Here is a 24042-nt window from a genome sequence, read left to right as displayed (position 1 = left end):
GGCAGTCGCGAAGCGCGATCGACTCACCTCAGATCGTCTCGAACGAACTGTGATCTACTCCCCGTCGTAGGTCAGCGCGTCCCGATCCGTGGTGGTATCGGACTCCCAGTCGATAGCGCTGCCGGCGGCCGGCGGCGTCTCGCTCTCGGCGACCGACTGGACGCCGCTCGCCGCGTCCAACTTCCGGAGGGTTTCCGGGCGGCCGATCGCAAACAGCTGCTCGCCCGCCTGGATGATCCGGTCGCGCTTCGGAATCGTGTCCACGTCGCCGCCGGACGATCGAATCGCGATGATCGTGGCGTCGAGGGCAGCGACGGAGACGCCGACGAGCACGCTCTCGGCGGAGACGTCGAATACGCTCATCGTCTCGTCCCCGCGGCGAAGCATCGCCGCGAACTCCCGATCGGCGTGTGAATCCGCCGCCAGCGTCATCAGGCGGTAATCGACGGCCGGATCGACTTTTTTCGCGACCGCCTCGTCGGTGGCGACCGTCGTCACGTCGTCGACGCTCGCCCGGAGCTCGGCAGTCCCGAGACGCGCTTGCGCCCCGTCGCTATCGGTCCGCCAGAGCTGGACGGTGTCGCCGGCCGTCGCACTGAACGGCGGATCCGCTCGAACGGCGACCGCCGCGGAGTTCGGCGGGAGCGTCGGCCCGATGCCGGCGGCGCGCTGTCCCACCGCGAGGAACTCGACGGTGCCGTCGGCAGCGAGGTCCACGTCGACGTAGCCGACGTCGTGGTCCTCCTTGAGTCGAGCCGTAAGCTGCGATTGCAGGTCCCCGACCGTCAGTCCTCGCGGAAACTCGAGCGTCTCTCCCGCGATCGCTCGCTTCGTCTCGTCCCGGACGGGATCGTAGCCGTCGATGTCGTCGATCTCCTCGGGGAGCGTCACGGTGATAAAGCGGCCGACGGCACGGACGATCGGGTTGAAATCCGGCTGGAACATCCCCCAGTTGAGCCGTTTCGACGTGCCGATGCTGTCGCCGGCGTACCGACCCCCGTATGATGCGATCCCGGCCGTGACGAACACGGAAATGTTGAGCAGCGCCTCGCTGACCGTCAGTGCGTCCCCGGTGTTGCCGATGAACTGGATGAAGATGAGCCGCGTGTTGAGGTAGATCGCGACGGCTCCCAGCCCGAGAATTAGCGTCGGTCCTTCCGGGAACTGCGTCCGCGCTCTGACGCGATAGACGAAGGCCGAAATCGCCGTCACGACGCCCGCGAGAAGCGCCAGCCCGCCGATGTGAACGACCGCTTCGACGACCGGATGCCCGAACAGCGACGCGGCGAGGCTCACGCCGCCACCTCCTCGAACGCCTCGAGTTGGGCGCGCTTCCCGACGACGATCAACGAGTCGCCGGCGTTCAGTTCGGTCACGCCGCGCGGCGCGACGATGCGCTCCGAGAGGCGTCGAATCGCCAGGACGGCGACGCCGTAGTTATCCCGGATCCGCGCCGCGCCGATTGTGTCGCCGACGAGCGAGCTCCCCTCACCGACCGTCACCTTTCGGAACCTGTTTCCGTCCTGTTTGAGCACGCCGATGGCTTCGTACTCCCGCTGTTTGCCCCGCGAGTGGACGGTGATCTTGGCGAATTCGGTCGCGATGACGCGCCGCGCCTCGTCGAAGGGTAACGCCACCGTCACCCGCCCCTCTCCGCCCGTCGTTGTGGGTGCTTTCAACGTCGGTGCTGGCGCGTCAACGTCGGCGGGTATCTCGTCGCCTTCCTCGTCTTCTGCCGGTTCGTTCGACTCTTCGACGCCGACCGTGTGCGCACCCACGACCGGGCCGGTAACGTCGCCGTCCGGCAGCTCGATCGTTACGATGTCCCCGCGTGCGATACCGGTCGGGAGGAGCGTCCGAATCGAGACGGCCCGTTTCCCGGCCGGAACGCGACGCGAGAGGCCGGCCGCACTCGGCGCGGCGGCGATCTGGGCTCGTCCCTTCCGATCGATCGTGACGGAGACGTCGGCTAGTTCGTAGTCGGTGATCAGCCGCTCCTCGAGGCGGGCTTCCAGCTCCGCGAGCGGGAGGTCGGCCGGGAACCGCCACGACCCGGTGTAGATCTCCTCGCGCAGGTCGTCCGGAAGGAGCGGGTAGCCCTCGATGTCGTGGACGTCCCCGACCGGGCGGATGCGGATCTGACCGTACGAATCCACCCGTTCGGCCAGGTCCGTCGAGAGTTTGCTCTCGCGGAGCGACTTGAGCGTGAGTTTCCGCGGCGTCGCCGTTCCGAGCTTGTCGCCCTGGCTGTGCGCCCAGAGACACGCCATCAGGACGACCAGCACGGCGACGATGCCGGTCCAACTCTCGGCCAACGCGGGATCCATCAACCCCATTAGCCCCCCGGAGATGCCGGCTAACCCGGCGCCGAGGACGACGACCCCGAGCCCGGGGACCGTGACGTTTGTAAAGTATTTGAACCCGAAGCCGATGGAGAACGCGATGAACGCCGGAAATATGCCCGCGAGGAGGCCGAGATACACCCCGACGAGGATCTCCGAGACGGGTATCGAAGTCATGACGAATAGTCTGTGATCCCGGCTGTATAGAAATACGGGTTTCGAGCGTCCCGCTGGGGTAGCCGCGGCTCTCGCGTCTGCATGTCTATCGCCGGTCGGAACGCGACTTCTGGGCGGTGGCGATGGTCACCTCCCTCGTCGACTCATTCGAGTGCGTACCAGTCGAACCGCTCGATGGCGTAGCGATAGGAGACGTACGGGGCACCGAGCCCGCCGATCAGGACGGTCCACGCGCCGACGGCGATCGCACGGGCGGAGACCGTCACCTCGGGTGCCGGCGTCCACGCCGAAACCGTCGCGATCAGTCCGGCGATCGCCTCTGGGGCCTCGAGGTACAGGACGGCTGCGGCGACTGCGGGGAGGAGGATCGCGAGCGAGTAGACGAGGAACGCGGTCTTGCTCGGCATCACCGCCTCGCGGTTGTTGGTCACGTTGACGCTGCCGAACCGCGGAAACAGCGAGCCGATCCCGGACGCGAGCGCCGGCGCGAGGATCGTTCCGACGAGGGTTCCGGCCACGAGGGCGGCGGTCCGCTCGAGGGAAAGCGGGCTGACGAGCCCCATGACGAGCGGGAGGACGAGTGCGAACGGGAGGCTGATCAGCGCGCCGGCGAGTAGTCGACCGCGAATCGCCTGTCGCCCGGTGATCGAGGACGTCACGACGGCGGGGAGGGCCGGTCCGAGATCGCCGAGCGGGTTGAGGGTGAACAATGCACCGGCCGCCCAGACGATGTACAGGGAGAACATCGCGGCCATGAACGGGGGTATCGTCCCTAACTCGATGATCTGCTGGACGAATCCGAGCGCGCCGAACAGCGGGTAGCCGACGTACGCGAGCCGAATCGGGGCGCGTTTGCTTCGGCGAATCGCCGTTACCGTTACCGTCCGGACCGGCCGCGAGACCGTCCCCGAGAGGAGTCCGCTGAGTCGATCGGACGAGGTCTCATCGTCGAGTTCCTCGTCATGGGTCCGTGCTGGGTCCGCGAACCAGTGGCGTCGTGCCGACGGGATTCCGACTGCCATCGCGAGCCCGGTGACGAGCGCCGAGCCGATGACCGCACCCGCGATTCCGGTCGGCGACGGATCGATACCGGGAACCCCGAGCAACAGCAGATAGCCGGGCCATCCGAGCGGGCTTGCCTGCAACGCGGTAAACAGCGTCCCCATGATCGCGTTGAGCCGTCCGGTCGCGATCGCACCGAAGTACGCGAGCCAGAACGCGGCGAACAGTACCGTTCGATACCGGGCGATCGGCTCGTAGACGGTGATCAGGTGGCGGATCCAGACGCCGACGGTGAATCCCACGGGGACGGCGGTAGACAGGACCAGCCCGATCAGCAGTGGTGCGACGATCACGGGGAGCACCGTCCCCGCACCGTACGCGAACGCAGCGGCGACGAGTACCGTCGGCACCGCGAGCCAGACGGCGAAGAACGCGATTTCCGCGACGACGACGCCCACGACGGTGTTCCGAACCGACGTGGACAACAGGATGAAGGCGGGTTCGTCCACGTTCGCGACCGCCGTTACCGTCCGCATGACTGCCATGAGGACGAGAAACAGCCAAAAGAGTGCGATACCGCCAGTGGCGACCTCCGTTACCGTCGCCGCCACGTCCGGAGCGAGCACGCCTGCGGCGGCCCGTTCACCCAGTTCCGGAACGAAGAGCAGACCGACCGCGGTGACCGGGCCGAGCATGAACAGCCCGGCTACCGTCATCAGGAGGAGCTTGGTTCGGTTACCGGCGACGGCTCGAGCCGTCCGTCGAACCTCCGTTCCGGCGATGCCGGCAGCGATTGGAACGCGTGTCACTACCGATCACCGCCGATCGGTTGCGAGATGTCGTGGAGGGCAGGGTTCATAATCGGATCCGCGGTACGCTGGCAGTAAACTGTTTGGATGTCTGTCATTCTTCCCGCTCCGCTCGGTGCTCCGATGGCGACCGGCACATCGGGGCGGACGGCGAACCGGGAGTCCGAAATGGCGTACTTTTACGTGTAATCTATCGAAGGTGAATACATGAGCCCTGTCGACGCCCCCGCCATCGAAACCGACGGACTGACCAAACGCTACGGCGAGACGACCGCCGTCTCGGACCTGACGATGGCCGTCGAGCGCGGCACGGTCTACGGGTTCCTCGGGCCGAACGGCGCGGGGAAGACGACCACGATGCGAATGTTGACGACGCTTACGAGGCCGACTGCCGGGACTGCCCGCGTCGCGGGTCACTCGATATCGGACCGCGAGTCGGTCACCCCTCACATCGGGTACCTGCCCGAGGACCCGCCGGTCTACGACGAGCTCTCCGGTCGGGAACAGCTCGAGTACGCCGCCGGTCTGCGGGACATGCCCGACGATGCGGCCGGCGAGCGCATCGACTCGTTGCTCGAGCGCTTCGACCTGCTCGAAGACGCGAACAAGCGCATCGAGGACTACTCGAAGGGCATGCGCCAGAAGGTCGGCGTCATTCAGGCGGTCCTGCACGAACCCGACGTGGCCTTCCTCGACGAACCCACGAGCGGACTCGATCCCCGCGCCGCCCGGACGATGCGCGACACCATCGCCGACCTCGCCGATCGGGAGATGACGATCTTCCTCTCGACGCACATCCTCCCCGTCGTCGACGAACTGGCCGACGAGATCGGCGTCCTCCACGACGGCGAACTCGTCGCCGAGGGCGACCCCGAGACGCTCAAATCCCGCGCCGAAACCGGCGACGCCCGCAGCTTAGAGGACGCCTTCCTCGAGATTACCGGCGAACCCGGCGAGGACGGGTTGGCGACGGAACGCACCGCGGAGTGAGAGCGCTCCGTCGAGTCCCACTGGTCGATCGAACCGGTTCCGAACGCCACGGACGAGATCGAGGACCACGAGGCCGTGTTCGATAAAACCGTCTGAAAATGCTCGAACGGAACGTAGCTCTCTTCTGTGGCGCTCGATTCCACTATATTTTAGTGGATCGCGATCATACGCACTTCCCGAGGTGAGAATCGATGATCCGGAGAGATATCACTGAAATCGAGACGGTTGCGCGAGTCGCCGATCGCCTGTCGACGATCGACCGATACGATCTCCTGCTCGGCCTGATTCCGGCGGCCTTCGCCGTCGCCTGGCTCGCCGGTTATTTCCTCGATCTCTCCGCCCAGACGACGCTTCTCGGCGGTGTCGCCATCGCAGCTATCGCCTTGTTCGACGGGCTGTACTTCCGGCCACCGAGCGGACTGCAGGGCGCGTGATATTCGTCGATTGCGTCCTCGAGTCCCCCAGAAACCGGTGTGGCCGTTTCGGATAGACGGCGTGTCGGTTTTGCAGTCTGTTAGCTATCGACGGGTGGTCACGTGCTGGACGGCGAGTGCCGATATTGTTCTCGAGGGCCGGACGACCGACGACACGGACGCGATCGATAGCCGACTCAGGGATCGAAGACGCCGCGCTCGAGCCCGTCCCGAACCGGTTCGTGTTCGGCGTCGGTCGGCGGCGGACTGGTCGTGAGCAGGGCCTCGAGTCGACTCTCTTCGTCGGCCCGAATCCCCCGGTCGACGCCGGCTTCGACGACGACGACGTCGTCGGGACCGACGACGTGTTCCGTCTCGCCCTCGCGAACGACGCCGGTGCCGGAACGGACGCAGATCGCGACGTCGCTGTCGGGTGCGTGGACCGGGATGAACTGGCCCGGCTCGAAGTAGCCGAGGACGACTTTCATCCGGTCGCTCCGAAAGACGGGCTGTGTGCTGAATCGATCCTCGTCGTATTCTCGGTCGGTGTCGAAATCGGTTGCTGGCATGGATAGTCTCCGCCAGGCGATTTAGGCCCGCCTAAAGGCGTAGTCGAACCGACGCGCTCCGACGTGGTCGGTGTTCTCCCGAACATATGGGGCACCGCCGACGTCCATCGGCGGTACACGACCGGGTCGAGCGAGGAAAACGGAACGGAATACTCTAAAACGATCGGCCACTCTGATTCCCATATGGAGTATCACGAGGCGGCGGACTTCCTTTTCGATCTGCGGCGGTTCCGCCCGAAGCCGGGCACCGAGGCGACGGCCCGGCTGCTGGCCCACCTCGAGGACCCTCACGAGGACGTCGATTTCGTCCAGATCGCCGGCTCCAACGGCAAGGGGAGCACGGCTCGAATGCTCGAGCGGACTCTGCGGGAGGCCGGCTACTCCGTCGGCCTCTACACCTCGCCGCATCTCGACGACCTCCGCGAGCGGATTCGCGTCGACGGCCGGAAGATTCCGCGATCGGCGGTCTGCGAGTACGTCGCGGCCGCTCGGGAGTACGTGACGGAGCGCGGTGCCGACGGGGAGTCGCCGACCTTTTTCGAGACGATGACCGGGATGGCGCTGTGGCAGTTCGGCCGCGAGGACGTCGACGTCGCCGTCCTCGAGGTCGGTATCGGCGGCAAGTACGACGCCACGAGCGTCGTCGATCCGGTCGCCAGCGCAGTGACGAGCGTGACCCTCGAGCACACGGGGATCCTCGGCGATACGGTCGAGGAAATCGCTCACGACAAGGCCCACGTCGCCCCCGCCGACGCACCGCTCGTGACGGGCGTCACCGGGAGCCCGCTCGAGGCGATCCGCGACGTCGCTGGTGACGTGGTGACCGTCGGAAAACGGACGGACCGGACGGACGCCGACGGTTCCCAGCCGGCGGTACGAGTCGCCTACGACGGGCGGACGAACCACACCGAGGCCGCCGTCTCGATCGAGGCCGACGGCTGGGACCTCGAGACGCGAATTCCGCTGCTGGGCGAACATCAGGCCGAAAACGCCGGCATCGCGGCCGTCCTCGCCCGGCAGGTCGGCGACGTCTCGGACGCGGACCTCGCACGCGGCTTGCGGAGCGCTCACTGGCCGGGCCGGTTCGAGGTGTTCGACACCGAGCCGCTGGTCGTGTTAGACGGCGCGCACAATCCGGGTGCCTGCGAGGGCCTCGCCGAGACGCTCGGCACGTACGAGTACGACGACCTCCACCTCGTCATCGGCGCGATGCACGACAAGGACCACCGCGAGATGGCGGCAATGTTGCCGACCCCTGACACCGTCGTCGCGACCGAACCGACCCTCGACCGCGCCGAGGATCGGGGCGTCCTCGCCGAGGTCTTTACCGACGCCGGTGCCGGAACGGTCCGCACCGAGGCCGCGGTACAGGACGCCCTCGCCACCGCCCTCGCAGACGCGGGGAGCGACGATTGCGTGCTCGTCACCGGATCGCTGTACGCGGTCGCAGAAGCCCGATCGCGGTGGACTCGCACTGACGTCCCGAAGCACATCCGCGACCTCTCGGACGCCCGCGACGCGCTCGAGGAAGCCAACGTCGCCGCGGACGACGTCGAGCGACTGGACGGCGACGCCGTCCATCGGGTCGTCAGGACGGCGCTTCGAGACCCGCAGGCGACCGTGGTGAAGGAGGAGCTGCTGCGCCTCGGCGGGGAGTGTGCTCTCTCCGGCCTCGAGCGCGACGAGGAGACGGTCGACGTCGTTCTGATGGGAACCCGGGCCCAGTTCGACGCGCTCGTCGAGGCTCTCGAGGACCGATCCCGACCCGACGGTCTCGCGGACGTCGCTCGGGCGTTGCGGGACACGCTCGCGCTCGATACCGACGACGGGGAAGCCGTCGGCGACGAAGCGACCGTCGACGGCGACGGAACGGACGTGACGACGGACGCGAACGATCGATCCGCCGGTCCGTCCGCAGCTCCCGGCTGGACGCCCGCCGACTCGAGCGGCCCGGACTACCCCTGGACCGACCGGACGGCCGTGATGGGGATTCTGAACGTCACCCCGGACAGCTTCCACGACGGCGGCGAGTACGACGCCCTCGAGGACGCGGTGGCCCGGGCGGAGGCGATGGTCGAGGCGGACGCGGACGTGATCGACGTCGGCGGGGAATCCACGCGGCCCGGGGCAGACCCCGTCTCGATCGACGAGGAACTGGACCGGGTCGTCCCCGTGATCGAACGGATCGCCGACCTCGACGCGCTGATTTCGGTCGACACGCGCAGAGCCGCCGTCGCCGACGCCGCGCTCGCGGCCGGGGCGGACATCGTCAACGACGTTTCGGGGCTCGAGGACCCCGAGATGCGGTTCGTCGCCGCCGAGCACGACGCCGGGCTGGTGGTGATGCACAGCATCGACGCGCCGGTCGTCCCGGACCGCGATATCGAGTACGACGACGTCGTCGCGGACGTGATCGACCAGCTCTCCGAACGCATCCTGCTGGCCGAGAAAGCCGGACTCGACCGGAGTCAGATCATCGTCGATCCCGGGATCGGCTTCGGCAAGTCCGCCAGCGAGAACTTCGAGCTCCTCGACCGGATCGACGAGCTCCACGCGCTGGGCTGTCCGGTCCTCTTCGGCCACTCCCACAAGTCCATGTTCGCACGGGTCGGCCGCGAGGGCGGCGACCGACTCGAGGCGACCGTCGCGGCGAGCGCCCTCGCGGTCGACCGCGGGGCGGATCTCGTCCGCGTCCACGACGTTCCCGAGAACGTCGCCGCGGTTCGGACGGCGCTGGCGGCGCGCGATCCGGACCGGTTCGAGTGGGAGTCGTAGGTCTCGTCCGAGTCTCGGTTTTGCACCCGTCTCGCTCGTTGTTCGTCACCTCCCGGTCTGACTCCGCCTGTAAACAGTAGAACGTCTCCTCTTCGTCTCCCCCGAGTTCGGATCTCCCTCAGTCGTCACCCGTCGCGTCGCCCTCGAGCGGGTAGTCTCCCGGTCCACACCCGAGCGATCGATGCGGACAGTACTCGCAGTGGTCGCCCGGCGTCGTTTCCGCGAACGACGGCTCGTCGACCGCCGCGAGCGTCTCGAGCACCGAGTCCCACGCCGGGAGCTCGTCCGGCTCGAGTAGGTCGACGCGAGGGCCGTCGACGTCGCCGACGTAGACGTAGCCGACGGCCGCGATCGGCTCCTCGAACCGGTCCTCGCAGGCTCGCAGATAGAGCGACAGCTGGACCGCATCCTGGGGGTCGATCCGCTCTGCGGTTGCCTTGTAGTCGAGGACCGCGAGCCCGCCGTCCGGGTGCCGCCTGATCGAGTCCACGTAGCCGACGACGTCTCCCGTCACGCCGGCCACGTCCGAGAGGGAGAACGGCAACTCCGCGGCGACGGCGTCCCACTCGGCGACCGGCCGGTCGACCCCGGGTGCGCTCGCCTCGAAGTAGCGGTCGATGCAGGCGAGGACGCCCTCGCTGTGTGCGAGCAAGTCGCGTGCGGTGAGCTGGCGCAGGGCGGCCTCGCGCCACGCCTCCCGGCTCCCGTACTCGCGGTGGAAGGCCTCCTCGGCGACGTCGTGGAAGACCGTGCCGACGATTCGCGAGGCCGATTCGTCGTCTGTCGACGCGCCCGTCCTGCCTGTCCCGCCCGTCCCGTCCGCCTCGATCGATTCGAGCGGATCGTCGATCGCTCGAACGACGTGATCGAGGTAGTGTTTCCGGGCGCAGGTGTCGTGGGTGTTCATCGCGGAGTAACTGTGGCGCATCGCGACGGGCAGTTCGGTCGCGGTCGCGAGCGTCTCGACGGGGAACCGGACCGTCTCGGTCGTCAGCGCGGTGGATCGACGGCCGCTGGGTATCCGTGTCGCTGCCCCCGCTCGACCGTCGGATCCATCTTCGGGAACCCCTGCGCTCGCGGCATCGGCGGCCGGCAACAGCGTGTCGCTCCGAAGCAGCCGGCCCAGACGATGGACCGTCTCGATCGCCTCGCGCGTCTCGAGCGGCTCGACGGGCCGATCCTCGTAGTCGGCGTAGTAGGTGATCGTGCCCGGACTCTCGCCGGCCGAGGCGGCGATCTCGTCCGTCCGATCGACCACCGTTTCGGGATACGTCTCCCTGACGTACTCGAAACTCTCTGTCAGCGACGACCAGAGGTCCATCCGCTGGCCGGTCACCGACCACTCGATGTCGCCCGCGAGGCAGGCCTCGGCCGTCGACGCCGCGAGTTCATCGTCCCCGTCGTACTCGTATTCCGATCCGAACAGGAACAGGTGGTTCTCGGCTCGCGTGAGCGCCACGTGGAGCACCCGCCACTCCTCGCCGACCCGTTCGGCGGCGAGGTCGGCGAGCAACGGCGACTCGATCTCGTCGTCGAGCGTCGCGGCCAGCAGCCGGTACCTGGCTCGTTCGACGTAATCGCCGTCGACGCACCACTCCTCGTCCGAGAGGTAGGGGACGAGAACCGTGTCGAACTCGAGGCCCTTCGCCTGGTGGACCGTCATGATATCGACGCTGTCCGCGGATCGGGTCCCCCGTGTCCGGTCGCTCCCCCCGCTCCGCAGGGTCTGTTCCAACGCCTCGACGAACTCGGCCGACAGCGACTGGACGACGCCATCGGAGTTGTACGCCTCGACGAACCGCTCGAGCCGGTCGAACTGGTCGCGCTCCTCGCTCGCGCAGAACCACTCGATCCGGGTGAGTTCCCTGAACCTGCGAATAAAGCCCGAGAGCGGGTAGACGTCGCGGACGCGTTCGAGTTCCGCGAGGTGATTCCGGACCGTCTCGACCCGACTGGGCTGTTCGAGCTCGAGCGCAGCCGGATCGGCGTCCATCACGGCGTCGTACAGCGACCCGTCGAGCCGCTGGAGCGTCGCGAGATCGCCCTCGGTGAGCCGGTAGCGATAGAGCAACACGCGTCGGAGGTGGGCGTCCGCGTCCGGGTCGACGAGTACTCGGAGATACGATAGTACCGTCCGAATTCCCGGTGAAATCTCGCCGCGAGGCGAGCCGGATATTTCGTAGGGGATCTGCAGGTCCCGCAGGTCCGCCGCGACCGCCTGTGCGTGGCGGTTGGTCCGGACGATGACCGCGATGTCGCCCAGCGATCGCTGGGGAACGTTCGCGGCCTCGCCGTTGAGCAGCCGCGAGACCGTCGTCGCGACCTGTTCGGACGTCGACTGAGGAACGTCCTCGCTCTCGACTTTGACGACGCGATCCGGCGGCTCGTCTTCGTCGTAGGTACCGGCCGTCCGGCCGTCCTCTCGCAACGTCTTCGACGACTGCGGCCCGTAGTCGCAGGCGTTGGTCAGGTCCAGAATCTCCTGTCGCGAGCGGAAGTTGAGATCGAGCTCGATCCCCTCGTGGTCGTCGTACGCGTCTGCCAGCCGGTCTAACCCCTCGCGATCGGTCCCGCGCCAGCCGTAGATCGCCTGATCCTTGTCGCCGATCGCGAGCAGGTCCGGGCGGTCGGGGCCGTCCGTGAGTTCGGTGAGCAGCGAAAACTGGGTCGCGTCGGTGTCCTGGAACTCGTCGCAGTAGACCTGCGTCCACTGATCGGTAATCTCTCCGGCGATCCCGTCGTCATCTAGTAGACTCGTCGCTGTCCGCACCAGCTCGTCGAAGTCCATCGTCCGCTCGGCCTCGAGGTGATCGTGATAGTCGGCGTAGACGTCGGCGTAGTGGCGAGCCAGTCGGAGGAACTCGACGTAGTGTTTCAGCCGACCGAACGGCGTCTGTTCGATCCGGCTCGTGGCGGTACCCCAGATTTCGTTGCCGAACAGCGCCCGCGGCAGGTGCTTCGTCGTGCGGTCGTCCAGCGAGAGCGCCTCGATCGTGTTCGTCACGCACCCCTGGAGCACCCGGAGGTAGCGATCGATATCCCGGACTAGATCGTCCTCGCGGAACGCGTCCGGTGCCTCCGCGATCTTCTCCCGGCAGTAGGAGACGAGCTTCCCGTAGTCGACCAGCGATTCCCGGGCCGTCTCGAGGTACGACTCCCGGTTGAAGTACCGCAGCGCCTCGTTGTCGAAGGACAGGTCCTCGCGGGCCGTGCGTTCGAGCCAGAGGACGAACTCGTTGCACAGCTCGAGGGTGCGAACCGGCGGCAGCCCCGACTGCAGGTCGTCGGGCGTAATGTCCTCCTGGCCCATCGCCTGAACGAACCGATCGACCGCGTCGACGAGATCGGTCGGCGAGCCGTCGTTTCGGGCCGACGCGGCCGCGAAGTCGTAGTCGTTCTCGGCGAGCAGGCGGCCGATGATCCGCCGTCGGTCCCGTTCGGTCACGACGTCGAACTCGGGCGAGTAGCCGAGGTAGTAGGCGTACTCGCGGACGAGCCGGTAACAGAAGGAGTGGTAGGTGTAGACGTCGATCGCCGCCGCCGCGTCGGGATCGAGCCGCTCTGCGACCGCCGTCCGGATGCTCGCGGCGGCTTCGTTCGCGAACGTCAACACGAGCACGTCCTCGGGATCGACCTCGCCCCGCTCGATGGCGCGCTCGATCCGGACGAGCATCGTCGTCGTCTTCCCGGTGCCGGCACCCGCGTCGACGGACGTACAGGCCGCGCGGCTGTCGATGACCGCCTTCTGGTTTCCTTTCGGCTCGATTTCGTCAGCCGACGCGAGACCGGCGGTCGCTGCCGTGTCGAACGCGTCCTCGTCCGGATCGGCTCCCGGCTCGAGATCCCGTCCGCCGTTGCCGTCCCGCCGCGGTTCGTCACCCATCGAACCGCACCTCCCCTGCGATGTAGTCCTGGCAGCAAACGGTATAGTCACAGGTCGGACAGGCGTGTTCCGCGATCCGGTCCCATCGGTCGGACGGGTCGAACGGTCCGGAGATCAGGCCCGAAGCGACCCGTGCGAGCCGGTCGTCGACGGTTTCGTTTCGGTGATCGTGTGTCATGCCGTAGGTGTGGTGATCGACGTAGACGTCGGTGAGATCGACGACCTCGAGGCTCGTCTCGACGGTGTCGCGGACCCAGTTCACCGACGTCCCCGACCGATCGGCCAGCGGAATCTGGACGTAGCGACAGGTCCGGTCGCCGAGCTCGAGGCGGTCCCGCAGGTCGCGGAGCCCGTCGAGGATGACGGCAGTTTCGAAGAGCGAGCCGATCGGATCCGGCTCGAACGTGTCCGAATCGCGGTCGAAGTGGTCTGTGAAGAGATCGGCGACGTCGCCTTCCCACTCCGATCGGTACCGTACGCGGCCGAGCGGCGCGAGCGTCGGGACGAACCGGACGCCGACGATCGACGAGCCGTCGCCGTAGACGTAGTCGACCGTCGCGTCGATCGTCACCGCCTCCGCCTCTGTCTCTGCCTCGAGTGCGGGCTCGGCTCCCTCGTTCCTCTCCGGGAGCTCGATCGTGCTCGAGACCGGTAGCTCCGGCCCGATCAGTTCGCCGCCGACCGCATCGGCGTCGAGTCGCTCGATCCCCGCGGCGTGGTCGGTGCCGACTCGATCGAGGTACGCGCCCAGCGTCGCCTCGAGGACGCGTCGCTCGTGGCGGCGCTGGGCGACGGAGTGGAACGGCTCGTCGTAGTCGTTCCACAGCGTCGCGAGTCGGTCACGCGCAGCGTCGCCGAGCGACTCGCGGTCCGTCTCGCCGCTCCGGAGCGCGTCGCAGATAGCGCTCCGCAGGAGGGCGACGCGGTCCTCGACGGCGCTGTCGTCGTCGCCTCCGTCGAGCCCGTGGACGTGGGCGAACTCGTACCGCCGCGGACAGTGGAGCGCCGTTCGAAGGACATCGACGGCGAGGCGTGCTGTCGCCGCGCCGTCACTCATCGCGAACCACCTCGCCCGCGGCGAGCTCGAACTGCGAGCGGACCGCGTCGGCGAGTTCGTCGTCGATATCGCCTTCTTCGAGCACGACCGCAATCTCCTCGAACAGGGCCTCGGTTTCGCCGAGGTCGGCCTCGCCGCCGGTGCTGGCCTCTCGAAGCACCCGCTCGAGTTCGCCGCGGGGCTGGGCCAGCAGCGCCTCGAGCGCGTTCGTCTCGCCGTGGATCGCCGCGCCGGCGGTGGCGTCGACGTCGTCGAGGCCTAATCCGGGCGTCGATTCGACGAGCTTCAGGTAGCGTGATTCGTCGTAGGTCCTGCGCAGGCCGCCTGAACCTCGTTCGTACGAACAACAGTAGAGGGCGCGCTCGGCCGCTCGAGCAGCGAGCGCGAGGCGTCGGCGGGACCGCTGGGCGTGATACGTCTCGAAGGGGTCACCGATGGCAGTCGCGTCGACCGTCTCGAACGTCTCCGTGATATCCGCAATCGACGGATCGGTGACCGCGGGATACGCCGCCATCTCGCGGAGCCACGCGCTCGGAAAGAGTTGCGTGAGGAACTGCTCGCCCGGGTAGGTCTCGTCGATCAGGTCCAGCAGGAAGACGGCGTTGCGGGAGTCGTACTTCAGGTCGTCGACGGCGCAGACGGTGACGCCGCCGGTCGGGGGCTGCGTTTCGACTGCGTGGACGTACGGCGCGTCGTACTGGACCGTCCGCCGAAGCATCCGGCGCAGGCCCTGCCAGTCCGGTCCCACGAGGTCCGTCTCCTCGACGAATCGCGCGATCTCGAGGACGCGCCGAACGCCCGCGTACTGTTCGCGAGCGTCGATCCAGTCCTCCTCGCCGGCGATTCGTCCCTTCAGGTTCGTCCGTCGGATCCAGCGCTCGAGCGAGCGCCGGACGCTCGGACCGTCGGTTTCGGCCAGCAGGTCGGGCGAGAAGTCCGGAACGCGGGCCCGAAGTCGGTTCAGCGAGACGTCTCGCGGATCGCTCGACGCTCGGTGGCCTCGAGTGGTATCGGCGGCGTCGATCCGCGTGAGGGCGTCGGCGTCGCGCTCGCGTTCGCACTGGATGGTCACGACAGCGTAGAGCTCGTTCACTGCCGGATCCTCCGCCAGCGAGGGGGTGCCGATCGTCGCCGTGGGGACGCCGGCGTCGCGGAGTCGTCGTCTGGTCTCGGGAACGCGTTCGATTCGCGGCACGGCGACGGCGAACTCGTCGTAGGACCAGTCGTGGCGGTCGGACAGCGACTGGATTTCGGTCGCGACCGCTCGGACCTGTTCGCGGGCGGTTTCGGCGCGAATGCGGCGGGCGGAGCCCGTCGGATCGGTGTTCGCTGCGTCGTCGGCGTCTCTGCGGTCGTCGGTCCGGTCCGGCGACTCGCCCGTGGCGAGGAATCGCGTGATCGCCCGGTGTGGCGGCGTTTCCGCGGTGTCGTCGCCGGATGCGGGATCGAGGGATTCGACTTCGAGACCCGCGTCAATCGCCACCTCCTCGACCGGACCCGGCTCGACGCGCGTCCGCTCGACGCTCGCGTGGCGTTCGCCGAGACAGACGAGGGCGGCGTCGTCCGTGAGCGCCGCGAGGTACCGACGGTCGAGTTCGCGGTACTCCTCGAACTCGACGGCGAGGACGGCGTCGAAGGAGGCGGTCACGCGGGTTCGAACGCCGTCCGCGTCCGCCTCGAGCAGGTCGACCGCTCGCGGGATCACGTCCGCCCGTTCGACGTAGCCGCGATCGTCGATTTCGTCGTGAAACCGGTCGTTCATCGCGTACAGGAAGGCCAGACAGTCGTGGATCTCGTCGGCCGCGAGGTCGTCGAGGCGAATCCGTTGTCGGGTCGCCTCGAGCAGCAGTTGGCCGACGTCCCGCGAGAAACTCTCGTGGTCGCCGGCGCGCTCGAGGTAGTCCGGTATCGACCGGCTCGCGCCGTCGATCACCAGCGAGATGAGCTCGATCCGTTCCTCGTACTCGAGGCGGTCCAGCGTCGGATCGAACTCCTCGATGGTCTTCGAGGCGTGTTCCGGAACCGACTCGATCCGGGGCGAGCTGGGGCCGCCGTCCGCCTGCTCGACGTCGGCGTCGGCCAGGGCCTCGGTCAGCGACTCGAGCCCCGCCGGATGCCGTTTCAGGACGAGCACGTTCCGCGGGCCGTGTTCCGCGGCGAGGGTGGCGTACTCGGCGGCGACGGTCGCGAAGACGTCGGTGCTGGGCGCGGGAGCGGAGAGGAGCTTGCAGCGTCCGTCGAGCGCGGGCGAGGGAGACGCCATCGGTTGTACGTCACCGAGTATGACGCAATTGCTATTTAAATGTGGGCACAGCGTGCGACCGATCCGTCACTTCGCTCGACACCGAGAACATGTAATCTTGATTACTTTTTGGGGCGCGTGCTATCAATCGTGTAACCGTCGCGTACGACCGCTATCGAAACCGCTTTTCGGACGGTGCCCGAACCATCCGTAAGTGAACTGGTCGTACAGGAATACGGTTCTCGTTCTCTGTACCTGCGCGTTCTTCGTGACGGTGACCGCCCGACTGGTGATCAGCCCGGTCGTTCCCGACATCGGCGAGACGTTTTCGGTCAGTACCGGTGCGATCGGGCTGGCGCTGACGGGTATGTGGGCCGCCTACGCGCTCTCGCAGTTTCCGAGCGGGCTGCTCGGCGATCGGTTCGGCGAACGGACGATCATCCTGACCGCGATCGGCGGGACGGCCGTCGCGAGCGCCTTACTCGCGGCGTCCCCCACCTACGTCGCGTTCTTGCTCTTCGCGATCGTCCTCGGCGGGGCGGCCGGGCTTCACTACAGCGTCGCGACGACACTGCTCACCCGCCTGTTCGACCAAACGGGACGTGCGATCGGGATTCACGTCTCCGGCGCGCCGATCGCCGGCCTCGTCGCGCCGATACTCGCGGCCCTCGCCGCGGACCGGTACGGCTGGCGCGCGGCTATCGCCGTCGGGACGGCGGTCGGGGTTCCGATCGTCGTCGTCTTTTTCCTCCGAACCCGACCGACGGAGCCCCGCTACCCCGACCGGCGGATGCGAGACCAGATCGAACCCTCCCTCCTCTCCCAACTGCTGACCCGTCCCAGCGTGACCTACACGACCGCGCTCTGTGCGATGGGTGCGTTCACCTGGCAGGCGACGGCGTCGTTTCTCCCGACCTTCCTCGAGGTCGGCTACGAACTCCCGGGAACGACGGCCGGGCTCCTGTTCTCGCTGTACTTCCTCGTCAACGGGGGCGTCCAGCCGCTGATCGGCGCGCTGTCCGACCGCTACTCGCGCGACGCCGCCGCCGCGATCACGATGTCGTCGGGAGTGATCGGCTTCGCGGTGCTGGTCGGCGGTGAGGAGCTCCCGGCCGCCGTCGCCGGCGTCGTCTGCGTCGGCATCGCGATGACCTGGGGTGCACCGCTGCAGTCGCGGTTCATGGACGTCCTCTCCGACTCCGAGCGCGGCCTCGGCTTCGGGCTCGTCCGAACCGTCTACATGACCCTCGGCGCGACCGGCAGCGTCGCCGTCGGCTCGGCCGCCGATCTCTTCGGCTGGGCCGTTGCCTTCGGGCTGCTCTCGGGGATCATGGCGCTCTCGCTTGTGATCATCGTCACGAACACCGTCCTCTCGCTGGGTTACTGACTGCTGCGTTGGAACCGAATCCACGCTATCAAACTGCTCTCGCGATGATCGGCTTCGACGCCCAGTTCCGACCGGCGTCGTTCGATCGGGGAGCCGTCGTGTTCGCGGGTCCGACGCCCCGGTTGGTATCTCGAACGGAGCAAGTTCGATAATCATTATAATGTCTCCCGAGTACGGTGATGTATGGAAGACATTTTCGTGGCTCGAGTCATGTCCACGTCGCTGCACACGGTGGCGCCGGACACGCTCGTCGAGACGGCAGGACAGGTAATGCTCGACAACGAGATCGGCTCGGTCGTCGTCACCGACGACGACAACCAGCTGCAGGGAATCCTGACGACGACGGACTTCGTCCGGATCGTCGCCGAACAGAAGCCGAAAGACCAGACGCCGGTTTCGAAGTACATGAGCGCCGACGTCGTGACGGCCTCGGCACAGGACAGCATTCGCGACGTCGCGGACCTGATGGTCGAGCGCGGCTTCCATCACGTTCCGGTCGTCGACGAGGACGAAGGCGTCATCGGGATGGTGACGACGTCCGATCTGGCGTCGTACCTCTCGAACGAGGAGACGCCGTCACCGGAGTAATTCTCGCGGATCGGACCTGATAGGCACCGTCGAAATCGAGTGGGTCGCGGTGCACTGTTTCCGTTGGACCAATCGACAGCGGTGACGCGCGTATTTCCGTGACCGTCTCCGATCGCCTCGTCGGACACTGCGCATCGATGACGAATACTCGGTTACTTTAGCTCGAGTCGCGGTCGGCGTCGGGGTCGAACTCCTCGTCTTCGGTCATCCACCGAACCGTCTCGTCGAGTTGATCTCGTAACGCTCGGACCTCCGTCGGCGTCAGCTCGACGTCCGCGTGGCCCGTCCCGTGGTCGCCCGCCATCGCGTCGATGCTCAGCACGAGCCGGTGGCCGTCCGCCGACTCGGGTCGAACGGAAACGTCGGCGCGATCGGGATAGTCCCGCGGCGGACCCAGCTCGATGCCGATTTCCCCGCGGCTGACGCCGATCCGGACGCGCTCGGCGTGCTCGAGGTCGAACGAGTCGGTCCGCGCCTCCTCGATCGGCGTCGGCTCCTCGGATCGACTGTCGTGTTCTCCCATACCACATAGTTACCCGGCGGTCCCCTTGGGTGTGTTCCCGGCTCGTTCTTCCGGTGCTCGATGACCGGGATGGCGCCAGTGAGGGCCGTCACTCGCTCGAGGCCCGCGGGACGAACGGGCCGAAATCCGCCGTTCGCGCGGCGATCGTCGCGATCCGGAGCGCGTAGCTCAGCAGAACCATGAACGGGAGGAAGACGAGCACGACGCCGGCGGCGGCGATCGCCAGGAGGAGCCAGTCGTTCGCGACCGCGGCGGCGATCCGTCCGTACGAGACGAGCAGCAGACCGCCGCCGACCAGCGTGGGGAACCCGACGTACAGGAGCATCCGCGAGAGAACGGCGAGTTCGTGCTGGACGTACAGCGTCTTGAACGTCTGCCGGGCGATCGCGAGGAAGCCGAGCAGTTCGATCAGTTCCTCGAGGGGCTCCGTCTCGTCGAAAGCGTCCGCCCGCTCGTCCCGGAACGTCCGCACCGCGTGATAGTAGTTGCCTTGATGGTGGCCCAGAACGGCCGACAGCGCCTCGAACGTGCCGAACTCGGCGTCCTCGAGCGCGGCCGAAACCGTCTCCCCGTCCGATTCGAAGCTCTCGATGAACCGCTCGAGTTCCGCCCGCGTCTCGGGGTCGGCGTCGTCCGCGAGCGCGTCGGGGAGTCGGCGAGCGCGGTCGACCGTCGCCGTGACGAGTAGGTTCAGGAACGCGGCCGGCGACGCCGGACTGACGCCCGACCCGGTCAGCGCTTCGACGTCCCGCTGGAAGTCGGTCATCCCCTCGAACCGGCTCCTGAGATCAGGCGTCCAGCCCAGTTCCTGCGAGAGCACGAGCTGGTTGATCGCCAGTACGATCGTGATGAACGGCAGCGTCCCGCCGACGAGCGAGCCGTAGAGCGTGACCACGGCTCCAGCGTCGGTCACGGGGAACAGCCCGGCGACGTACAGCGCGACGACGGCGGCGTACAGGAGGGCGGTCAGCAGTCCGGCGATCACCAGCCGGTGGCCGTCGAGCATCAGCCAGCGCCTGATCGGCGACTCGGTTATCGTCTGATAGGTCAACTGGCTCCCCTCGCCGTCCGCGGTCGTGGACAGGTCCCGATCGTGCGCGCTCATGTCCGTCCGGACGACGTCGACGCTGAAAAGGTCGGGCGCGACGCCGCTCCCGCTGAGAACGGGGACGACCGGTTCGGTGACGCCTCACTCCACGGCGAACATCTCCTCGTCCAACCAGCGACCGCCGGCCCAGCACTCGAGGGCGAACCACGCGACGTACCCGAGCCCGAAGAGCGTGACCGCGACGGCGAGCAGCCACGGGCCGCTCGCGGTCTCGAGAGTGCGGAGCTGCGAGACCCCGAATCCGGCCGCGCCGATCCCGAGCACGGCGATCCCGCCGGCGGCCACGCGGGGCCAGCCGACGGTCCGACCGGCGACGGTGACTCGCTCGCGGGTCCCCGCGAGAAGCAGTGCGAATCCGACGACCGCGAGCCACCCAGCGAGGATCGGCATCACCGGCTCCGTCGGATCGCCGGCGAAGACGAACAATCCCGCCAACAGGAGGGTAGCGATGCCGCCGCCGACGAACCCGTGACGGAGCACGGTCTTCAGTCCGCTCATCGTTCGAGCGGTTCGCCCGAATCGCAGTTAGTCGTTCTCATTCGTGGCGGAACACGGGTCGGTCGTTACCGTCACTCGAGCGAGACCGTCGCTCGGTCGAGCGAGTCCTGGCTGTTCTCGATCCCGCAGCAGAACCCGATCCACCACAGTCGTACGAACGAGCGGTGGAACACCTCGATCAGTCAGTTCCGACCGCTGACGGAGACCCGAACTGGACTGGTGACGTTGCGCTCCTCGGGATGGCACTCGAGCGAACGGACGCGATTGTCGTGACTGACGACAAACCGCTTCGGGACACCTGCAAAGCGCTCTCGATTCCGGTGTCGGGCTCGATCGCGATACTCGTCCGGGCGGTCGAACGCGATGCCGTCACTGTCGACGACGCGAACGACACGCTGCTCGCGATGGACGAAGTCGGTGCGCGACTGAGCGCGAGTTTGCTTCGGCGAGCCGAACGATTGCTCGAGGACGCCGCGTCCGAGTAGCGCCGCGGTTCCTCAGTCGTCGTCCATCGGTGCCGTCACGGGCTCGACCCGCTCGCCGCGTGGCCCCTCGAGGTCGATCTTCGGCAACAGATCCCGAAGGTAGCGTCCGGTGTGTGAGTCCTCGAGCCGGGCGACGTCTTCGGGGGTGCCCGTCGCGACGATTTCGCCGCCGTTCTCGCCGCCTTCGGGGCCGAGGTCGATGATGTGGTCGGCGTTCTTCACGAGGTCGAGCTCGTGTTCGATGACGGCGACGGTGTTGCCGTTGTCGGTCAGCCGGTGGAGGACGTCGATGAGCTTGCGCTCGTCTTCGCTGTGCAGGCCAGTCGTCGGTTCGTCGAGCAGGTACAGCGTCTCGCCGGAGTCTTTCTTGCCCAGTTCCTCGGCGAGCTTGACCCGCTGGGCCTCCCCGCCCGAGAGCGTCGTCGAGGGCTGGCCGAGCTTCATGTAGTCGAGGCCGACGTCTTTCAGCAACTCGAGTCGCCGGCGGATCTGGCTCGAGGACTCGAAGAAGTCGTAGGCCTCCTCGACGGACATCTCGAGGACGTCGGCGATGGTCTTGCCCTTGTAGGTAACGTCGAGCGTGGCGTCGTTGTAGCGCGCGCCGTCGCACTCCTCGCAGGGGACGTACACGTCGCTCAGGAAGTTCATCTCGATCTTGACGGTGCCCTGGCCGCCGCACTCCTCGCAGCGGCCGCCCTTGACGTTGAAGGAGAACCGCCCCTTCTCGTAGCCGCGCTGTTTCGCGAGCTTCGTCGACGCGAACAGCTCACGGATGTAGTCGAAGACGTTAGTGTACGTCGCGGGGTTCGACCGGGGCGTCCGGCCGATCGGCGACTGGTCGATCAGTCGAACGGTCTCGATCTGGTCGAGTCCCTCGAGGGCATCGTGGTCGCCCGGGATCACGCTCGTGTTGTCGTTCATCTGGCGAGCGAGGCCCTTGTAGAACACCTCGTGCATGAGGGTGGACTTCCCGGAGCCGGAGACGCCCGTGATGGCGGTGAAACAGCCGATCGGGATGTCGACGTCCAGATCTTTCAGGTTGTGCTGGCGCGCCCCGCGGATCGTCAGCGCGCCCTCTGGATCGCGCCGCTCGTCTGGTACCGGAATCTGGCGCTGGCCCGAGAGGTAGTCGCCGGTGACGGACCCCTCGGTGTCCATGACCTCCTCGACGGAGCCGTTGGCGACGACCTCGCCGCCGCGCTTGCCGGGACCTGGCCCCATGTCGATGACGTTGTCCGCGCGGCGCATCGTCTCCTCGTCGTGTTCGACGACGAGCAGCGTGTTGCCCAAATCGCGGAGTTCCTCTAAGGTGTCCAGCAGCCGGTCGTTGTCCCGCTGGTGGAGGCCGATCGAGGGCTCGTCGAGCACGTAGAGGACGCCGACGAGTCCGGAGCCGATCTGCGTGGCGAGTCGGATGCGCTGGCTCTCGCCCCCGGAGAGCGTCGAGGCCTCGCGGTCGAGCGTGATGTAGTCGAGGCCCACCTCGCACATGAAGCCGAGCCGGGCACGGATCTCCTTGAGGATCTCCTCGGCGATGACCTTCTCGCGCTCGGTGAGGTCGGCCTCCATCGATTCGAAGTGATCGCGGGCGTCGCCGATGCTCATCGCGTTGATCTCGGTGATCGAACTGTCGTCGACCAGTACCGCGCGACTGGCGGGTTTCAGGCGGGTCCCGTCACAGGCCGGACACTCCGTGACCGACATGTAGTCCTCGATGTGTTCGCGGGTCGAGTCGGAGTCGGTCTCGATGTAGCGGCGCTCGAGGTTCGGAATGACCCCCTCGAAGCGCTTCTGTTTCCGGCGAGTGCCGTTCTTGGTGCTTCGCTTGAACACCACTTCGCCGTCGGTGCCGTAGAGGAACGCCTGCTGGACGTCCTCGTCGAGCTCCTCGAAGGGGGTCGACAGCGAGACGCCGAAGTGTTCCGCGACGGCGTCCAGCCGGGTCTGGTAGTACGAGCGGTTGTAGCTCCAGGGTTCGAAGACGTGTTTGAGCGGCTTCGACTCGTCCTGCAGGACGAGGGCCTCGTCGACCTCCTTGGTCTCGCCCAGCCCCTCACACTCGGGACAGGCACCGTGGGGCGAGTTGAACGAAAAGGAGCGGGTCTCGATCTCGGGGATGTCGATTCCGCAGTGCGTGCAGGCGAGATCCTTCGAGAACTCGACGACGAACCGGTCGTTCTCCTCGGTCTCCTCGCCCAGCGCGCCGGTCCGGCGGGCTTCCTCGCCGAGGCCCGCGGCGACTTCCTCGGAGGCGTCCGGCAGGATGACCTTCAGGACGCCCTCGGCCTCGTCGAGCGCCGTCTCGACGCTGTCGATGATGCGGGGCCGGTCCTCCGCGCTGACCTTCACGCGGTCGACGATCACGTCGACGGTGTGGTCGAAGTTCTCGTCGAGGTCGGGATCGTCCATCGTGAGGTCGTACTCCTCGCCGTCGATCTCGACGCGAGCGTAGCCCTCCGAGACGAGTTCTTCGAAGAGGTCCTCGAAGGCACCCTTCTGGTCGCGGACCACGGGTGCCGCGAGTTTGGCCTTGGTTCCCTCCGGGAGCTCGAGGATCCGTTCGACCATGTTCTGTGCACTCTGCTCGCCGACTTCGCGGCCGCAGTCGGGACAGTGAGGTGTGCCGACGCGGGCGTAGAGAAGTCGCAGATAGTCGTGCAGTTCGGTGACCGTCCCGACGGTCGACCGCGGGTTGTTCGCGGCGTTCTTCTGGTCGATCGAGATCGCCGGCGAGAGTCCCTCGACGGTCTCGACCTGGGGCTTGTCCATCTGGCCCAGGAAGTTCCGTGCGTACGCGGAGAGGCTCTCGATGTAGCGGCGCTGGCCTTCGGCGTAGACCGTCTCGAACGCCAGGGAGGACTTCCCCGAGCCCGAGAGGCCGGTCACGACGGTAAACGCCTCTCGCGGGATCGTGACGTCGATGTCCTTGAGGTTGTGCTCCTCCGCACCGCGGACTTCGATGTAGTCCTTGCTCATCGTTCGATCGGGGATAGGGACTGTCTCTCCTGTCGATACGCTTTCGGATTCATTGTATCTGAGTCAGTGGCCGGAAGGACTTAACGAGTCTGAAAGGCCAATGGCGTGGTACCCGTTGACAACCTTCGTCGGACCGCGTCCGGGGAGTCGTCGATGGCTCGAGCGCGGGCTTCGCTCGAATCCGTACCGAATTACACATCCGGGAAACACTCACACAG

The 24042-nt window shown here is 67.0% G+C and carries 17 protein-coding genes; 6 read left to right on the top strand and 11 right to left on the bottom strand.

What is annotated here, in order from left to right; genetic code table 11:
- Positions 1–54 precede the first annotated feature (54 nt).
- The 3 genes from LDB05_RS11680 to LDB05_RS11670 form a co-directional block, all read right to left on the bottom strand.
- Positions 55–1296 (bottom strand): TrkA C-terminal domain-containing protein, encoded by a 1242-nt coding sequence (locus tag LDB05_RS11680; protein WP_226004164.1) that lies wholly within the window; start codon positions 1294–1296, stop codon positions 55–57.
- Positions 1293–2519, bottom strand: coding sequence for a potassium channel family protein (locus tag LDB05_RS11675; protein WP_226004163.1), 1227 nt, complete (start codon positions 2517–2519; stop codon positions 1293–1295). Before LDB05_RS11675 ends, LDB05_RS11680 begins: the two co-directional genes overlap by 4 nt.
- A 143-nt stretch (positions 2520–2662) precedes the next feature.
- Complete coding sequence (locus tag LDB05_RS11670; protein ID WP_226004162.1) at positions 2663–4330, bottom strand: hypothetical protein; 1668 nt, start codon at positions 4328–4330, stop codon at positions 2663–2665.
- A gap of 207 nt (positions 4331–4537) precedes the next feature.
- On the opposite strand from LDB05_RS11670, the gene LDB05_RS11665 reads away from it, so the two are divergent.
- Both LDB05_RS11665 and LDB05_RS11660 read left to right on the top strand, forming a co-directional pair.
- Positions 4538–5320 (top strand): ABC transporter ATP-binding protein, encoded by a 783-nt coding sequence (locus LDB05_RS11665; RefSeq protein WP_226004161.1) that lies wholly within the window; start codon positions 4538–4540, stop codon positions 5318–5320.
- Positions 5321–5511: 191 nt separating this feature from the next.
- Positions 5512–5754 carry a DUF8015 family protein gene (locus LDB05_RS11660; RefSeq protein ID WP_226004160.1) on the top strand — a complete coding sequence of 81 codons (243 nt, stop codon included), beginning with the start codon at positions 5512–5514 and terminating at the stop codon, positions 5752–5754.
- Positions 5755–5930: 176 nt separating this feature from the next.
- On the opposite strand, the gene LDB05_RS11655 is transcribed toward LDB05_RS11660, so the two are convergent.
- Positions 5931–6302, bottom strand: a complete 372-nt coding sequence (locus LDB05_RS11655) for a cupin domain-containing protein (RefSeq protein ID WP_226004159.1) — start codon at positions 6300–6302, stop codon at positions 5931–5933.
- A 183-nt stretch (positions 6303–6485) separates the two neighbouring features.
- Between LDB05_RS11655 and folP the strand changes: the two genes are divergently transcribed.
- Positions 6486–9077 carry a dihydropteroate synthase gene (gene folP / locus LDB05_RS11650; RefSeq protein WP_226004158.1) on the top strand — a complete coding sequence of 864 codons (2592 nt, stop codon included), beginning with the start codon at positions 6486–6488 and terminating at the stop codon, positions 9075–9077.
- A 118-nt stretch (positions 9078–9195) separates the two neighbouring features.
- On the opposite strand, the gene LDB05_RS11645 is transcribed toward folP, so the two are convergent.
- Genes LDB05_RS11645 through LDB05_RS11635 form a run of 3 tightly spaced genes read right to left on the bottom strand, consistent with a single transcriptional unit; the run spans position 9196 to position 16280 of the window.
- Entirely contained in the window at positions 9196–12960 is a 3765-nt protein-coding gene (locus LDB05_RS11645) for a UvrD-helicase domain-containing protein (RefSeq protein ID WP_226004157.1), read from the bottom strand.
- The gene (locus LDB05_RS11640; protein WP_226004156.1) at positions 12953–14017 is read right to left on the bottom strand and encodes a hypothetical protein; all 1065 of its coding nucleotides are present in this window, start codon (positions 14015–14017) and stop codon (positions 12953–12955) included. The genes LDB05_RS11645 and LDB05_RS11640 overlap by 8 nt, the downstream gene beginning before the upstream one ends.
- Positions 14010–16280, bottom strand: coding sequence for a PD-(D/E)XK nuclease family protein (locus tag LDB05_RS11635; RefSeq protein WP_226004155.1), 2271 nt, complete (start codon positions 16278–16280; stop codon positions 14010–14012). The genes LDB05_RS11640 and LDB05_RS11635 overlap by 8 nt, the downstream gene beginning before the upstream one ends.
- Before the next feature lie 193 nt (positions 16281–16473).
- Between LDB05_RS11635 and LDB05_RS11630 the strand changes: the two genes are divergently transcribed.
- The gene (locus tag LDB05_RS11630) at positions 16474–17646 is read left to right on the top strand and encodes an MFS transporter (RefSeq protein ID WP_226004154.1); all 1173 of its coding nucleotides are present in this window, start codon (positions 16474–16476) and stop codon (positions 17644–17646) included.
- Between the two features lie 183 nt (positions 17647–17829).
- The gene (locus tag LDB05_RS11625; RefSeq protein ID WP_226004153.1) at positions 17830–18234 is read left to right on the top strand and encodes a CBS domain-containing protein; all 405 of its coding nucleotides are present in this window, start codon (positions 17830–17832) and stop codon (positions 18232–18234) included.
- A 157-nt stretch (positions 18235–18391) separates the two neighbouring features.
- Here the strand turns inward: LDB05_RS11625 and LDB05_RS11620 are convergent, their stop codons facing one another.
- The 3 genes from LDB05_RS11620 to LDB05_RS11610 all read right to left on the bottom strand — a co-directional run bounded on the left by LDB05_RS11620 (position 18392) and on the right by LDB05_RS11610 (position 20363).
- Complete coding sequence (locus tag LDB05_RS11620; RefSeq protein WP_226004152.1) at positions 18392–18757, bottom strand: hypothetical protein; 366 nt, start codon at positions 18755–18757, stop codon at positions 18392–18394.
- A gap of 88 nt (positions 18758–18845) precedes the next feature.
- Positions 18846–19862: a DUF7972 family membrane protein gene (locus LDB05_RS11615; RefSeq protein ID WP_226004151.1), complete on the bottom strand. Its 1017-nt coding sequence runs from the start codon at positions 19860–19862 to the stop codon at positions 18846–18848.
- An 84-nt stretch (positions 19863–19946) separates the two neighbouring features.
- On the bottom strand, positions 19947–20363 hold the full coding sequence (locus LDB05_RS11610) for a DUF7994 family protein (protein ID WP_226004150.1): 417 nt from the start codon (positions 20361–20363) through the stop codon (positions 19947–19949).
- Between the two features lie 164 nt (positions 20364–20527).
- Here LDB05_RS11610 and LDB05_RS11605 point away from each other — a divergent pair, with 164 nt between their 5' ends.
- Positions 20528–20848 (top strand): PIN domain-containing protein, encoded by a 321-nt coding sequence (locus tag LDB05_RS11605; RefSeq protein ID WP_226004149.1) that lies wholly within the window; start codon positions 20528–20530, stop codon positions 20846–20848.
- Positions 20849–20860: 12 nt separating this feature from the next.
- On the opposite strand, the gene uvrA is transcribed toward LDB05_RS11605, so the two are convergent.
- Complete coding sequence (uvrA, locus tag LDB05_RS11600) at positions 20861–23824, bottom strand: excinuclease ABC subunit UvrA (protein WP_226004148.1); 2964 nt, start codon at positions 23822–23824, stop codon at positions 20861–20863.
- Positions 23825–24042 lie beyond the last annotated feature (218 nt).

Origin of the sequence: Natrinema salinisoli (assembly GCF_020405205.1) — an archaeon.
Classification (GTDB): domain Archaea; phylum Halobacteriota; class Halobacteria; order Halobacteriales; family Natrialbaceae; genus Natrinema; species Natrinema salinisoli.
The sequence above is the reverse complement of the archived record's forward strand: the minus strand, read 5'-3'. Positions and strand labels throughout refer to the sequence as shown.